The following is a 12,686-nucleotide window of genomic DNA, read 5'->3' as shown; positions in this document are numbered from 1 at the left end:
CGTATACGGACTTGGACGTGCCACTTGCTGCTTCCCTCGATTCCTTACAGGACAACCCTATTGGGTCCCTGTCCGGGATCTTCGGGGCCCCTCAGAGTTCATCCAGGACACGTTGGATATCACCGCGTGGGGACCAGGGCGAAAGGACTTCGAGACCACGCGGGACCATGCGCTTCTCCGTGTGCTGACCGAGGGCCTGCGCGCAGAGGAGATCCTGAACATCCGCGTCCAAGACCTGGATCTCCAGGGAGCGGTTCTCGTGGTCGTGCCGCTCAAGATGGACCGCAACAGCATCGATGGCCGGGTCATCCCGCTACAGCCGTCCACGGTCAAGGCACTGACGCGGTACCTACGTCTCCGCACCACACACAAGCGCAGTTCCGAACCGTGGCTCTGGCTCGGGCTCAACAATCGCCCACGGCTGGGTTACTCGGGTCTGTGGAACATGACCAAGCGGGTGGCAGAACGAGCCGGGTACGACTCGGCCGAGGTGTCGCCGCACTGCTGGTGCCACTCGTGGGCCGACGACCTCAAGGCACGCGGCGTATCCGGCGAGCACATCATGGCTATCCGAGGATGGAAGTCACCCGCGATGCTCAGGCGGTACGGCGCGGACATGGCCAGCCAGCGCGCGGTCAACACCATGCACAACCTGGGCGACCGCTACTCCTGACGGTCACCCACGGTAGACGGCCGGCTGAGCCCTGAGTGACGGCCATCGAGGCGACACGGTGGGTGTGGAACGTCCATCACCACGTTCCGCACCCGCCGCTCGACCGGGTGGGGCTACTCCGCCTGGGCCTTACGGCACTCCTGGCTGACCACCCGGTATATGGACTGAACGTCCAACTGATCGACCTCGGCTTGGGCGGCGTCTCGCTCGGACTGCGGCAGGGTCTCGTCCCGGACGACGACCATCTTCTCCGTGGCTGCCTGCCAGTCGGTGAGCGCATTGGACAGCCGGTTCCAGCGGCCATCGTCACGCGCGGCGCTGGCGACGCGGTTGGCTATGTCGTCGTACTGATCGGCCGTGTCCGCCCAGTCGTCGGACGTCCACGTGGTGTCCGAGGAGTCGGACTCCTTGCTCTTGCCGTCCTCGTAGCCCATCTCCGTGCACGCGGCTTGCACATCGGCCAGCGCGGTATCTGTCTCCGATGTACACGCGGCCAGAGTCAAGCCCACCACAAGGCCGACGCCGAGTCTTCGGATACGCACCATGATCACCCCGCCCCTTGCCGCGTGCTCCCCAGCACGCTTGCGGCACTACGCCGCGTTTTCTGCGAGGAGGGTAGCGACCTCTGGCACGTCCGCGTACTCCTGGAGCCGAGCCAGCACGACGCGGACCCGTTCGGCTGTGCGCTCCGAGGCCACGTCTGCCGCTATGCGGATCACGCGCTCGGCGACTCCCGCGGCTTCCTCCGGCTCGTTCGCGTCAGCCAGCGCGATAGCGAGCCACGACAGGTACAGCGCCATCTCTCGCGTGTGCGTGGCGTCGTACCCGCCGAGCACGTCACGGAGCAGCGGCACCGCTCGCAGTGGCCTGCGTAGCTCCGTATAGACGCGTGACTCCATGACCTGAAGTTCTCCCGCGTCCACCCAGTACAGATACGCGGGCGGCTCGTCGATGTCGTCGTCACCCTGGCCCAGCGCTTCGCCTGCCTCGCCCAGTGCGCGCATGGCGGCACGTGCGTTCTCCGTCCCGCCCGCTTGCGTGTGCGCCCACGCGACGCGGTCCCAGTACAGGGCGCGAGCCTTACCCGGCGCGTCCTCTCCCGCGTCGTGGAGCGCGGCCTGAGCCAGCGTCAGGCCCTCGGCGATCTGAGCGGCGGAGCCGCTGTTGCTCATCTGGTAGGCGAGCGACCCGGCCAGGTTCCCGGCAAGCGTCATGTCCTCGGCCTGCTTAGCCGCGCTGAGACCGAGACGGTAGATCCGCTCGGCTTCCTCGTGCCGTCCGGCGTCGGATGCGATCCATCCGGCGATCTGTGCCAGCTCTCCGATCTGGACCAGGAGCGCGCGGCCGACCTCTTCCGTGTGCGTGTTCTCGCGGTACAGACGGACGGTCGAGCGAAGCTCTCGCAGCGCGGGCCCGATGAGGTCGCCGCCCGCTAGAACGTCGTCGGCGAGGCGTAGCCCGTGGACGCGCTTCTGTAGGTCCGTCACCTCTCCCACACCCACCCGACGAGGCGAGCGCACTGTGAGCAGACTGAGCGGGTCACCCTCGGGCAGGAAGTCATCCAGTGTCGGCACAGACGGTTGGGTGTGGGTCTCGCCATCGAGGAGACGAGCCGCCAGCGCGACCACTTCGCCGTCCGTACCGAGTAAGCGGTCCAGGCTCTCGGCCAGTTCTATGGATGGCAGTTGCTTACCGGCCAGGACACGCGACAGGAACGCGTGGTCGTAGTTCATCGCCCGAGAGGCAGCGCGGATCGACATGCGCCGCTCCTTGAGCGCGGCCCTCACGCGCTGCCCGAACTCCCCGTTCATGCTGCCAGCGTAGACAGTCACCGGTCAGTCAACACCCAGTCACCGGAAGTGAGTGCTCCGGGCTTTCAGACTCGAACCATGACCGCCCCGCCTACTCGTCACCCTTCACAAACGAGCCTTGCCCGAGGACGGTGTAGAGCCGCCCTTCCTCGCGGAGGGCGGCCACGGCCTTCTGCACCGTGGACGGGGCTACCTCCATCTCGGCGGCCAACTCGTTCACGGCGGGGAAACGCTCGCCAGCCGGGTACTGCCCAGCGTCGAGACGGCGGCGCAGTTCGGCCGCGACCTGGGGCCATACGGGCTTGCTGCGGTCAAGATCCATGGTTCTCAGCGTCCGCGAATGCGCGAGATCACGCGACCGCGTATACGCGAATGCGCGTATGCTCGATAGCGCAGGACCTTGACAGCGCCCATAGCACCGCCCAAACGGAAGACCCCCGCGACTGCTCGAACAGTCCGGGGGCGTGGCCGATCACCCAAGGAGTGACCGACGTGCGAAGCCTACTGGCAGTCCTTCTCTCGTGGCTCATGCCATCGACCGGCAAGCGCCGCGCAACGCCGCCCGCGCCGACAGAGCACCACCCCCTCACCGACGAGCCGACCACAACTCTCCGCGTGGTGGGTGTGGAACTTCCCTCGCACCGCTCCCCTCGTCCGCCCGCGTATCTGCGAGGCGAGGACACCCCGCTCATCCGGCCGTACCTCCTCGCCTATGAGCGAGAGCAGGAGCGGCGGGGACAGCGGGACAGGCGCACCGCCGCCACGCTCGCAACCCTCGGCATCGACTTCCACGGAGCGGCGGTATGACCGACGTCGAACTTCCCCCGGCGGGCGCGCTGGTTCGAGACACGGCCAGAGGACGCGTCGGCGAGTTCATGGGCAAGCAAGGCCCCTACTTCATGGTCCGCCCGCTGGGCGGTGGCCGTGAGTGGGAGGTGTCCCCGGAATACGTAGAGCCGCTGACCCCGGAAGAAGTGCTGTCCGTGAAAGTCAAGCGAGCCAACGCACAGAGCACTGGAGCCGTGCTGTGACCCGAGCCGTGTACCGCTTCGTAGATCACACGATCAACCACGCACCCGAGGGCGGATACACCTTCGAGATCTTCTGTACCGCCCACGAGTGCGGCGAGGACAGCGGCCCGCAGGGTGAGCAGAACGACGCCCAGGACTGGGCACTACGGCACACGGGCCGGACGGGTCACGACCTGTTCCGCCGCGTCGTCACCGACCACGCGAGGGTGACGCGAGCCGACCAGGAAGAGCGTGGGCGTACTGCCGTCGAGACAGACGGCACGGACTAGCAGCACCGCACGACACGCATGAGAGAGCCCGGTCACTCATGACGAGTGCCGGGCTTCTCTGCCGGGTTGGTCACCGTGCCGGGGCAGGTGCTCGCAGCTCAGCGGAGTTGATCCCTCTTCACAACCGTCTTGCACTGGGAGCACTTCAACTGGTTGGTGGTGAACGGCTGGAGCGTGTTCTTGTCACAGACCGGACACTTGTGGCCCTTCGACACGGCATTCCCTCTCGCGGATGCGCTCGCACCAGACGCGAGCAACCTGGGCCCAATGGTGGTCTGATTTTTTGATTGCGTCAATACGGGGGTTCTGACCTGCGGTTTTAGAACTAATGGCCGTACGGGGCCCCAACTTGGCGTCCCTGCACCAAAGTTACGAACAGCCGACGGTTCACCACGGAAAGCTGTCTCGCCCCTTCGGACTGCACTCGCGCTCTTGGGAGTGTCGACCTGCCAGCAAGACACGACGAACCAGGGAGACGAGATGGCCCGCCAGCACTTCGACCACAGCCAGTGCGAGCACGCCAGCACGAAGGCCGGGCGCGCTGCCTGCCGGAAGACCATGCGAGCCGAGGCACTGGGCGAGACCGCCGCGAAGGCTCCGACCGCTGGGGTTGCGAAGGCTCCCGCGAAGAAGACCACGCCCGCCAAGCCCGTTGCCGCTCCGGCCGCGAAGAAGTCGCCCACCCGAGCGACCCCCGCGAAGAAGGCAACGCCCGCTCCCGCGAAGGCTGTCGAGCCGAAGGCCGACGACGCCGCGAAGTAGCCCAGCGCCAGCAGAGAAGCCCTCGGCTCATCGAGTCGGGGGCTTCTCGGCGTGCGCGCCGGCATACGCTGACCGGCCAGAATGACGGAAAGCTCCGTGCGCTTCTCTGGCGAGATCGGTTAGCGAGTGCGTCTCTTCTATCGCTCGAACTCTGCTGGGAGCCGAGAGACGCGATTCTGTCGCCCTAACGCACAAGAGAGCGCGTGACGTTCGCTCGCAGACGCGATACGACTAAGCGGCGAGAGCCTTTCTGGCTGGTGTGGAACGTCCGTGCTGGATCGGGTCGCACGTCCGGCACGCGCGAAAGCCACGTCTGTCTATCCGCGTGTTCTCGGCAGTGAACTCATGACCTCTCAGGCAGCGAGTCTTGGACTCGTTCTGATTGCCGCGATAGCCGCCCGGATGTCTGCCCTTCGCTGCCTTGTCACGGTTGTTGTCGAGGGCGTCACCGATGAACCAATGGCGCGGGTTCTGGCACCAAGGGTGATCGCAGGTGTGGCACACGAAAAGGTCCGACTCTAGCTCGGACTCGATGATCCGTTCCGCGAACCATCGGTGAGAGCGGACCTTCTTACCACCCACCTGGAATACGCCGTAACCCTTCTTCGTGCGATGACCTTTCCAGGGCCAGCAGGAATTAGGCCCACCGGAGATGTCCACGTTATCCATCCAGCGGGTAAAGGCATCCACATATCGGTTCGTCATAGAGCCACGATATCCGCGATTTTGCGGTTAGACCCATGTCGCGCGCCATATACATTACTTGACGCGAGATTGTCAAATATCCTATTCTCTTGCATAGCGCAACCATACGGAATTGCTTTGGCCGAAGGGAGGGAAAGTCGTGGTTGAGAGAAAGCCCAGCAAGCCCAAGCCGCGAAAGCCGGATGCTCCCTTGGGCGCTGGCACTCTGAATCCGGCCGAGCTGGACGCGCAGGCGGAAGAGGTCTACGCCCTCCACAAGAAGGGCCACCCCGCTATCGCCATCGGTCGTGCAATGGGGCTGACTAAGGACACGGTGGATCGCCGTATCGCTCGGGCTCGGAAGAACCTGAGTTCAGACTCTGCGGACGACCTTCGCGCCGACCGGGCATCGTCGCTTGGCGACATGATCCGCGAGGCTCACGAGAACCTGGAGAATGCCGAGACCGTGGCGGAGCGGAATGCATGTGTCCGCACCATCGCGGATCTGAACATGAAGGTGGCTAAGCTCCTCGGTCTCGAAATGCCCGCCAAGGTCACGCTGGAACTGGAGAAGGCTCTAGAGCTGATCCACGCCCAGGCCGACCCGGTATGGGGAGACGGTGGTCTGTGATGCGTCTCCGCTCGACTCAGGTTCTCCGCGAACGTGCGGCGGCTGGTGTGGTGGTTTGCACAACCCACGGCCCAAGCTGCCAGAAGTACCCGGATCGAGGGCACCCCGATTCAGTTCCTGACCGGATGGATATGGAACTGGCGGAGATGATCAAGCGGGGCCGCGAACAACGGGGACTCCCGCCCTCGGAGCCACAAGAGCCCCAACCGTGCAAGACGCGGAAACTCTCGGATGAGGAGATCCGCCAGCGCAGAGAATACGCGGACGCGGTTCGAGAAGCGCGCCAGAAAAAGCAGCCTCCACCTCGGCCTCCGTGGGTTAACCCGGAAGCCGACCGCGAGCTGATCGAAAAGATCCACAGGCTCCGCCTTGAGAGTTGTCCGCAGTATCGCGGCATGTACGGGCCCGAAGCCATGGAGCGGTTCAAACAGAGAATGCGCGAGGGCTACGGCGACGCCGTCCCGGATTTCGAGGAGAGCGAGTAATGCCGACAGCCGAACAGCTCATGGCCGCCATGCGCCGTACGTACGGTGCCGAGAGTGCGACTCCGGAGCCGGAGCCCGAGGGGCGCTCGGCCGAGATCCTGCGCGCCATGCGCGGTGACACGGACTACAGCGACGTCCACGAGGCCAACGCGAAGGGTCGGGCCGAGTTCGAGCGGGCTGTCCGTAAGCGCGCTGCGGAGCTCCGCGAACAGCGCGTAGCGCATCCCGAAGCGGTCGCGCGTCGGGAGCTCCAGCGGGAAGCTCAGGCGCGTTCGGAGGCCGCTTCTCGTCGTGCGACGTACGACGCAATGCGCGAGTCGTCCGAGCGCGACCGCGAGCGGGCGAAGTGGGAGGCGCAGGCCAACCGGCCGGTGCGCGCCGATGGTCTCCGCGAGCCGGGAGCGCCGTACGTCACGCCCGACGGTCAGAGCGGCTACCGCCGTGACCGCACGTCGGAACGCCTCATGGCCCAGGCCAACGGAACGGTCTGGGCGCTGTACCAGCAGGAGCAGGCAGCGGGCGCGTAGCCACAGCCGGCCGACTGCATCGGCCATGTATCCATAGGCCCGTTCACGCCGTGGGCGGGACTCACTGAAAGGGGTGGCCACCATGGCTACTGCATCCATCGACACCACCGAGCTGGAGACCGTCGTCGGCTGGCTCATCGAGGGCCAGGCCCGCAAGGTCCGGGGCATGGCGCTCTACAACGCCATCCGCGTGAAGAACGGCAAGGCCGCCGTGCCCAGCGTCCAGGTCTTCGACCACAACACGGCGTCACCCGCCATCTCCGCCCTCCTCGCCGACGTCAACGCGGCTTCCTGAGACCGGCTGGTGTGGGAGAGGTCCCCGGGGACGTTCACCCTCCTTCACCCCGCGCGGGGGACTATCCAGCTCTCCCGCACCAGCCTTCAACTCCCGGAAGTGAGCCCCCGGGAACACGAGCGGGGTGCGTGGTACGCGGGTCTTCTCTCGGACCTGTACCACACACCCCGTTCTGCATATCCGAATCCGCGGTGAGGAGTTGACCATGGCTCAGTTGAGTCACAAGGACTGCGGTCACGCGGCCACGCCAGCGGCTCGTGCAAAGTGCCGCACCGAGGGAGTAAGCAGAATCGGCGGGCAGAACATTGGCAAGTTTGCCGATGGGGAGATCCACGAACTGACCACCGAGCAGGTGCGGGAAGGCACAGGTGGCGCAACCGTCGATCAATTCCTGAGCTGCCTCCGCACGTACGCGTGGAACCACGCTCTCAAGTGCTCCATCCAGAAGACAGAGAACGGCCTGAAGTTCTGCATGGGCGACGGTCCTCTTACCTGGAAAGCCCCCATCGGTAGGCGGGGATGAGCCGTGGCCAAGAAGAGGAACAAGGCTTTCAAGCGGCTCAAGGCCACGAAGAAGCCCACCGAGCAATGGACCGGGGAACAGCAGCCGTACGCCGTCGCGGATGCGATGTGGCACGCCTTCATGAAAGCGGTGGTGACGGATGAGCGCCGTTGACATTGACCACGAAGTAAAGGCGCGCATCCTGGGGTTCACCCGCCAACGGGAGCGGGTCACCATCGATGACATCCGGCGGGAGTTCTTCCCAGGCCAGATGGGAGCCCCGTATTACTACCTGGACCAGCTCAGGGAAGACGGTCACCTTTGGGTCATTCTGAGTGACGGCCCAATGACTTGGACAACGGCCGACTACGCCCGGAAACATCGAGGCATGGGGGCGTTGAAGAAGCATCGGGAAGAGAAGGCAGTTAAGCGCCAAGCTAAGTCCCATGCTGAATGCGCCCACCCCCTCAAACGAGCCGAACTGAGGAAGTGCATGGAGGCGCGGAAAGAAGGCAATAGGAAGCGTCTGGCCACAGCCCGCGAGGCTTCTCCCGCCATCGATCCCGAACTCTTGGGCTGGGTCCGTGACTTCATCTTTCAGCGGGAATCCGTCTCTCTGGCTTGTGTGGCAGAGGAGTTCTTTCCCGGAGAGTTCCACACAGCCCAGAGCTATCTTGACCAGCTCAAGGCCGAGGGCGTCATCAAGTGGAATCCTCAAGGCCAGGTATACAAGTGGGCTTACAGCTCTAGGCCTCAGAAGATCTCACGCCCGAAAGCCAAGACCTTTGCCGACGGCGAGGTTCATGAGATGACCTGGCGCGAGATCCAAGAGAGGTTTGGGTATGGGGAGTTCCGGCAGATCCGTAACTTCTTCCGGGGGCACGCCAGGTCTCGTGGCGATATCCAACTCTCGATCCAAAAGACCTCGACTGGTGTGAAGTTCTGCATGGGCGTCCCTCCTCTGAAATGGGAGGCTCCGAGACGTGGAGGGCGGAGGCGGGAAGCCCGCTCCTGATTCCCTCTGTGCGCCTCTCGGGCGCTCTCACGAATCGCGCGTCTCTCGGTGTCGGCGAGCACTGCTCAGCGCCTTACAGGCGCTTCTGGGCGTCCTAACGCGTGCTCTGCGTCGAGTCGTTGAGCGCGTGAGCGTCAGAGATCCGGTTTGCCCCGATTTCAAGGTCTCCTGATACACCATCAGGCAACCTTTATCGACCCGTGATCTACCCAGGTCAGACGTGGCGTGTGGTAGATACATGGACCGAGGGTACCTACCGGCGGGTAACTTATCGAGCTTGTCTCCCACACCAGCCTCGCGCTCTCATTTCTCCATAGCCGACAACGGCTCGGCAGGTAGGGGAGGCGCATTGGCTGAGAAGGTCGGTAACGAGCCGTGGGAGAAGTGGCCCGACGAGATCCTGAATGAGACCAACTGGGGAGAGCCTGCCGAAGTCGCTAGGGACCACTCGAACCGCCCATGGGACGAATGGAAGAAGCCTGGGCAATCGTGGGTGGCTATCAAGGGCCAAGACTTCACCAACGCCTGGGACTTCGCAGTGGAGGTCTGGCGAGAGGGCACCATCAGCCTGGGCGTGGACGTGATCGTATGGAGCCCGGAGGTTGTGTTCTTCCGGTTTGTGGACTGCACGGACAGGGCGGCGGAAAGGGAGGCGGTATGGGCGGCGGAAAGGGCGGAGGGGACTCGGGGATCCCGCCTTGACCCCATTCGCTGCCGCGATGACGTCTACTTGGACTGCATCGTGATGGACGAAGTGGAAGACGCGGCCTGACAGCCCCTTAAAGCTCTCCACGAGCGTCAGGACGCCTATCTATCATCGCCTGCCGAGTTCATCACACGCGCTCCGTCGGGAGCCTAGAGCGTCGATTCTGAGCGCCTAACGCCTATCGAGAGCGCATACGCGCGCACGTCGATTCACGAGAAGCCCCACATTAGCTCTGGCTGGTGTAGGGCTTTCTCTATGTCGCGGATCCGGAATTGTAACGATCAGCCTAGGAATCTCAAGCCATACCAGTACGCGGTTACTTGCCGGAATTAAACCGCAAGAGCAGCATTGATCACGTCAGAAACCGGCCAAATACCTGGGAGAGGCAATGCCGAAGAAGATCTATCCGTGGGCCACGTGGATGAATGGGGAACTCCACACCCTCAAGCGTGGAACTGACTTCGAGAAGGACCCGAATGAGTTCGGGAAGACGGCTCGCAAGTACGCCCGCCGATATGGCAAGAGGGCTGTGGTTCGCACCATCGGCGATCAGGTCTTCCTCCAGTTCTTCGAGACCGAGTAATCACCCATTTGCAACCGAGGGAAGAAGGGAAATGATGAGCCATGAGCGCCCGCGTAATCGACTTCCGGCCGCCACTCAAGACCTATCGCCGCCACCACTGCGGACGACACCACAAGACCTATACAGCATTCGCCCGCTGTGTGTGGCGGAACGCCCTCTGGGTGATCGCATCCGAGCCGGGAACGCACCTGCCCTATGCGCTGGTCTCGAACTGTCGGAAGCCGTATCTGACCGGCGACCAGCGAACCGTCTCCCTCTGGTCCTCCCGCAAGAACGCGGAAGCACAGAAGGAATGGATCGACCGGTTCGCGTGCGGCGGCGGGTGCTATCGAGCACACGAAGTGATCCGGCTGGAGATGGAGCCATGAGAAAGGCCCACCTTGTGAGGAAGCGGGCCTATCTCGGGAACCTGAACGCGGTAAGAACAGGAAAGGAACTGCGGTGAGCGTAGCATCGCTCTTTGCGGGTACTCAACTCCTCGTCATTTCGGGGAAGCGCAATTCTCAAGACAGTCTCCGACTCCAGCCACAAGGGCTCATAAGTGCGGAGGAATTCGCCTCGCTCGAACCTGATAAGGACCGACCGGAGGTTCTTTTCGCCCCGTTCCCGATGACGGACGGCAACGCCATGCCGTCCATTGCCCGCGCTGGCGATGGCGGCTGGCTCGTGTGGTGTGACGTAGACCACCGCCTGATGATGCGGCATGAGGAGTGGGTCGAGAAGCTGGACGCCTGGGCCCTGGAGTCGGGCACGCCGGGCCGCCGACAGGTGTTCGTCCGCCTGGACCGTGCCACACCAGCCCATCATGTCGAGGCGCTGAACCGTGCCCTGTGCGAGAAGCTGGACGGCGACGAATCCAAGATCTCTCGCGCGGCCATCATGCGTCTGCCCGCTGGGTTCAACACCAAGGGTGGCAAGCGTCGTTCGCCTCGCATCGTGCGCGACTCTGAGACTGTCTGGAGCGCCCCTGACGTCGCCTCAGCGCTCGGAACGGAGCTTCCCGACACAGACACGCGCATCACTGCTCACGCCGTCTCAGGGACGCCTACGGCGATCCGTAAGAGTGACCCTCGGTACCAGCATGTGCGGAACAAGATCCGCATTGCCAACCAGCGGTTCACAGAGGGCAGGTACAAGAACCGCCACATCCTCATGTTCGGGCTCGGACTCTCTTGCATCGAGGCGGGTGTGGGAGACCCCTCGGAGCTCCTGTGGGTCATGGAGCAGTGCGACGCGGCCGTGTCGAAGTGCTCGGACGAGGGCAAGTCCATGTCTCATCACGTCGGCCTGATCATGGCGAAGGCGGGCACGATCGGGCCGGTTAAGTCTGAGCCGGAAGAGCGCGCCGGCGTGCGCGACGAACCGGCCGTGACCAGCGCAGATGACGCGGCGGCGGGCGTGCGGAAGGTCAAGGCCCCGCGACGGCCGAAGAGTCGGTTCCTCTCACGCCAGGAACTCCGCGACCGCCCAGAGCCTCAGTGGCTCATCGAACGCCTCATTCCGGAGTACGGCATTGGTCAGCTCTTTGGGCCGACGTACGGCGGCAAGACGTACGCGGCTGTCGACCTGGTCATGCGGATCACCACGGGCATGGGTCACTGGATCGGCCACACGATCAAGATGAGCGGCGCCGTGTTCTATGTCCTCATGGAAGGTGGGTTCGACTTTGGCAAGCGGCTCGACGCCTGGGAACTCAAGTACGGGCGCACGTCGGATGAGCTGTACGTGATGGTGGAAGAGGAACTGAACCTCGCGGACGCGGAGAGCCTGGAGCAACTGGCCGAGGACGTCACCGCCGTCTCTTCCACACCCCGCTTGCTCGTGATCGATACCCAGAGCCTCGCGATCCGGGGCGTGGACGAGAACGACAACACTGGCATGAACGAGGTCATGCAGCGGCTCAAGGCCCTATCCAAGGCGCTCGGGTGCTTCGTTCTCCTGGTGCATCACACAGGCCATGCGAACGGCGATCGTGGTCGGGGCGCGTCGGCTCAGCCTGCCGCGCTGGACACGATCATCCGAATTAACGGCTCGGACAAAGACGGGCGGAAGATCGCCGTGCCGAAGGTCAAGGCTGGTCGTGAGGTCAAGGAGCGAGACTTCCGCCTGGAGGAACAGAAGAACGGGTGGCCCGCATTCGTTGAGATGTCCGTGGGTGAGGCGCTCCTCCAGAACATGACCAACGAGGACAAGATCATCAACTACCTCAAGTGGAACGGTCCGCTTACGCCGCCGCAGATCGCCGAAGGAATCGAGGGCATTGCCGAGAGCACGGCTCGGAACCTTTGCGCGGCAATGTCTGACCCTGAGAAGTGCCCGAGAGGTGAGAAGCCGAAGCTGGTCATCGTCCACGTCAAGGGGCGGAGCAAGTTCTACGACGTAGCGGATCACTTGAAGAGTGTGGACAGGCCGGACCCTGCCGACCTCTGACGACTGACAGACCACGTGTGTGCGTGATGCGTCGCTCCGCGCTATCGCTGAGCTATCGCTGAGCATGATCGGAAGCTCTATCGCTGAGCTATCGCTGAGCATCGCTGAGCGACGCATCGCCGCACGTATTGGATCGCTGAGCATCGCTGAACAAGATCATCGATCACTCAGCGCTGAGCGCGCTTCTTAAGTGGTTGTTGTCGTTCCGGCGTTGAGGGTTGCGTTTCCGCTGGTCGGGCGTGAGGTCGGGAGTCTCGGGGAGTGGTGACGTGTCGAGTCGTC

At 63.7% G+C, this 12,686-nt stretch carries 20 protein-coding genes; 16 read left to right on the top strand and 4 right to left on the bottom strand.

All coding sequences use genetic code 11. The features are described from left to right. The first annotated feature begins 112 nt into the window (after positions 1–112). Entirely contained in the window at positions 113–673 is a 561-nt protein-coding gene (locus ACFU95_RS49880; protein ID WP_383844232.1) for a tyrosine-type recombinase/integrase, read from the top strand. 113 nt (positions 674–786) lie between these two features. Here the strand turns inward: ACFU95_RS49880 and ACFU95_RS49875 are convergent, their stop codons facing one another. From ACFU95_RS49875 to ACFU95_RS49865, 3 genes are all read right to left on the bottom strand, one after another. Next, positions 787–1,218 carry a hypothetical protein gene (locus ACFU95_RS49875; protein ID WP_383844230.1) on the bottom strand — a complete coding sequence of 144 codons (432 nt, stop codon included), beginning with the start codon at positions 1,216–1,218 and terminating at the stop codon, positions 787–789. Positions 1,219–1,263: 45 nt separating this feature from the next. Further along, positions 1,264–2,484, bottom strand: a complete 1,221-nt coding sequence (locus ACFU95_RS49870; RefSeq protein WP_383844227.1) for a helix-turn-helix domain-containing protein — start codon at positions 2,482–2,484, stop codon at positions 1,264–1,266. Between the two features lie 91 nt (positions 2,485–2,575). After that, positions 2,576–2,806: a GntR family transcriptional regulator gene (locus ACFU95_RS49865; protein WP_383844224.1), complete on the bottom strand. Its 231-nt coding sequence runs from the start codon at positions 2,804–2,806 to the stop codon at positions 2,576–2,578. Positions 2,807–2,976: 170 nt separating this feature from the next. Here ACFU95_RS49865 and ACFU95_RS49860 point away from each other — a divergent pair, with 170 nt between their 5' ends. The 4 genes from ACFU95_RS49860 (at position 2,977) to ACFU95_RS49845 (ending at position 4,546) form a co-directional block, all read left to right on the top strand. Further along, positions 2,977–3,291, top strand: a complete 315-nt coding sequence (locus ACFU95_RS49860; protein WP_383844221.1) for a hypothetical protein — start codon at positions 2,977–2,979, stop codon at positions 3,289–3,291. Next, positions 3,288–3,515 (top strand): hypothetical protein, encoded by a 228-nt coding sequence (locus ACFU95_RS49855; protein WP_383844218.1) that lies wholly within the window; start codon positions 3,288–3,290, stop codon positions 3,513–3,515. Before ACFU95_RS49860 ends, ACFU95_RS49855 begins: the two co-directional genes overlap by 4 nt. After that, positions 3,512–3,784: a hypothetical protein gene (locus tag ACFU95_RS49850; protein WP_383844215.1), complete on the top strand. Its 273-nt coding sequence runs from the start codon at positions 3,512–3,514 to the stop codon at positions 3,782–3,784. Before ACFU95_RS49855 ends, ACFU95_RS49850 begins: the two co-directional genes overlap by 4 nt. A gap of 480 nt (positions 3,785–4,264) precedes the next feature. Further along, on the top strand, positions 4,265–4,546 hold the full coding sequence (locus ACFU95_RS49845; RefSeq protein ID WP_383844212.1) for a hypothetical protein: 282 nt from the start codon (positions 4,265–4,267) through the stop codon (positions 4,544–4,546). 231 nt (positions 4,547–4,777) lie between these two features. On the opposite strand, the gene ACFU95_RS49840 is transcribed toward ACFU95_RS49845, so the two are convergent. Beyond that, positions 4,778–5,251, bottom strand: coding sequence for a hypothetical protein (locus ACFU95_RS49840; RefSeq protein ID WP_383844209.1), 474 nt, complete (start codon positions 5,249–5,251; stop codon positions 4,778–4,780). A gap of 139 nt (positions 5,252–5,390) precedes the next feature. On the opposite strand from ACFU95_RS49840, the gene ACFU95_RS49835 reads away from it, so the two are divergent. The 11 genes from ACFU95_RS49835 to ACFU95_RS49785 all read left to right on the top strand — a co-directional run bounded on the left by ACFU95_RS49835 (position 5,391) and on the right by ACFU95_RS49785 (position 12,404). Next, positions 5,391–5,861: a hypothetical protein gene (locus ACFU95_RS49835; RefSeq protein WP_383844206.1), complete on the top strand. Its 471-nt coding sequence runs from the start codon at positions 5,391–5,393 to the stop codon at positions 5,859–5,861. 125 nt (positions 5,862–5,986) lie between these two features. Next, a complete protein-coding gene (locus tag ACFU95_RS49830) occupies positions 5,987–6,346 on the top strand; it encodes a hypothetical protein (protein WP_383844203.1) in 360 nt (119 codons plus the stop codon). After that, a complete protein-coding gene (locus ACFU95_RS49825) occupies positions 6,346–6,873 on the top strand; it encodes a hypothetical protein (RefSeq protein WP_383844200.1) in 528 nt (175 codons plus the stop codon). The genes ACFU95_RS49830 and ACFU95_RS49825 overlap by 1 nt, the downstream gene beginning before the upstream one ends. Positions 6,874–6,955: 82 nt before the next feature. Next, entirely contained in the window at positions 6,956–7,168 is a 213-nt protein-coding gene (locus tag ACFU95_RS49820) for a hypothetical protein (protein ID WP_383844197.1), read from the top strand. Between the two features lie 205 nt (positions 7,169–7,373). Continuing rightward, positions 7,374–7,691: a hypothetical protein gene (locus ACFU95_RS49815; protein WP_383844194.1), complete on the top strand. Its 318-nt coding sequence runs from the start codon at positions 7,374–7,376 to the stop codon at positions 7,689–7,691. Positions 7,692–7,694: 3 nt separating this feature from the next. Then, a complete protein-coding gene (locus ACFU95_RS49810) occupies positions 7,695–7,844 on the top strand; it encodes a hypothetical protein (RefSeq protein WP_383844191.1) in 150 nt (49 codons plus the stop codon). Then, a complete protein-coding gene (locus tag ACFU95_RS49805; protein WP_383844187.1) occupies positions 7,831–8,685 on the top strand; it encodes a hypothetical protein in 855 nt (284 codons plus the stop codon). Before ACFU95_RS49810 ends, ACFU95_RS49805 begins: the two co-directional genes overlap by 14 nt. Before the next feature lie 349 nt (positions 8,686–9,034). Further along, positions 9,035–9,457: a hypothetical protein gene (locus ACFU95_RS49800; RefSeq protein ID WP_383844184.1), complete on the top strand. Its 423-nt coding sequence runs from the start codon at positions 9,035–9,037 to the stop codon at positions 9,455–9,457. A gap of 322 nt (positions 9,458–9,779) precedes the next feature. Next, positions 9,780–9,974, top strand: coding sequence for a hypothetical protein (locus tag ACFU95_RS49795; protein ID WP_383844181.1), 195 nt, complete (start codon positions 9,780–9,782; stop codon positions 9,972–9,974). A gap of 41 nt (positions 9,975–10,015) precedes the next feature. Further along, positions 10,016–10,342 (top strand): hypothetical protein, encoded by a 327-nt coding sequence (locus ACFU95_RS49790; protein ID WP_383844178.1) that lies wholly within the window; start codon positions 10,016–10,018, stop codon positions 10,340–10,342. 73 nt (positions 10,343–10,415) lie between these two features. Beyond that, the gene (locus ACFU95_RS49785) at positions 10,416–12,404 is read left to right on the top strand and encodes an AAA family ATPase (RefSeq protein ID WP_383844175.1); all 1,989 of its coding nucleotides are present in this window, start codon (positions 10,416–10,418) and stop codon (positions 12,402–12,404) included. Positions 12,405–12,686: the final 282 nt, after the last annotated feature.

The sequence above is a fragment of the Streptomyces sp. NPDC057623 genome, assembly GCF_042800355.1.
Classification (GTDB): domain Bacteria; phylum Actinomycetota; class Actinomycetes; order Streptomycetales; family Streptomycetaceae; genus Streptomyces.
Note: the sequence above shows the minus strand (reverse complement) of the source record. Positions and strands in the feature narration are given on the sequence as shown.

Coding starts and splice junctions, on each gene's coding strand:
- ACFU95_RS49875 (WP_383844230.1), bottom strand. CDS start 1,218: ATGGTGCGTATCCGAAGACTCGGCGTCGGCCTTGTGGTGGGCTTGACT.
- ACFU95_RS49825 (WP_383844200.1), top strand. CDS start 6,346: ATGCCGACAGCCGAACAGCTCATGGCCGCCATGCGCCGTACGTACGGT.
- ACFU95_RS49840 (WP_383844209.1), bottom strand. CDS start 5,251: ATGACGAACCGATATGTGGATGCCTTTACCCGCTGGATGGATAACGTG.
- ACFU95_RS49795 (WP_383844181.1), top strand. CDS start 9,780: ATGCCGAAGAAGATCTATCCGTGGGCCACGTGGATGAATGGGGAACTC.
- ACFU95_RS49855 (WP_383844218.1), top strand. CDS start 3,288: ATGACCGACGTCGAACTTCCCCCGGCGGGCGCGCTGGTTCGAGACACG.
- ACFU95_RS49830 (WP_383844203.1), top strand. CDS start 5,987: ATGGATATGGAACTGGCGGAGATGATCAAGCGGGGCCGCGAACAACGG.
- ACFU95_RS49790 (WP_383844178.1), top strand. CDS start 10,016: ATGAGCGCCCGCGTAATCGACTTCCGGCCGCCACTCAAGACCTATCGC.
- ACFU95_RS49865 (WP_383844224.1), bottom strand. CDS start 2,806: ATGGATCTTGACCGCAGCAAGCCCGTATGGCCCCAGGTCGCGGCCGAA.
- ACFU95_RS49845 (WP_383844212.1), top strand. CDS start 4,265: ATGGCCCGCCAGCACTTCGACCACAGCCAGTGCGAGCACGCCAGCACG.
- ACFU95_RS49820 (WP_383844197.1), top strand. CDS start 6,956: ATGGCTACTGCATCCATCGACACCACCGAGCTGGAGACCGTCGTCGGC.
- ACFU95_RS49815 (WP_383844194.1), top strand. CDS start 7,374: ATGGCTCAGTTGAGTCACAAGGACTGCGGTCACGCGGCCACGCCAGCG.
- ACFU95_RS49870 (WP_383844227.1), bottom strand. CDS start 2,484: ATGAACGGGGAGTTCGGGCAGCGCGTGAGGGCCGCGCTCAAGGAGCGG.
- ACFU95_RS49805 (WP_383844187.1), top strand. CDS start 7,831: ATGAGCGCCGTTGACATTGACCACGAAGTAAAGGCGCGCATCCTGGGG.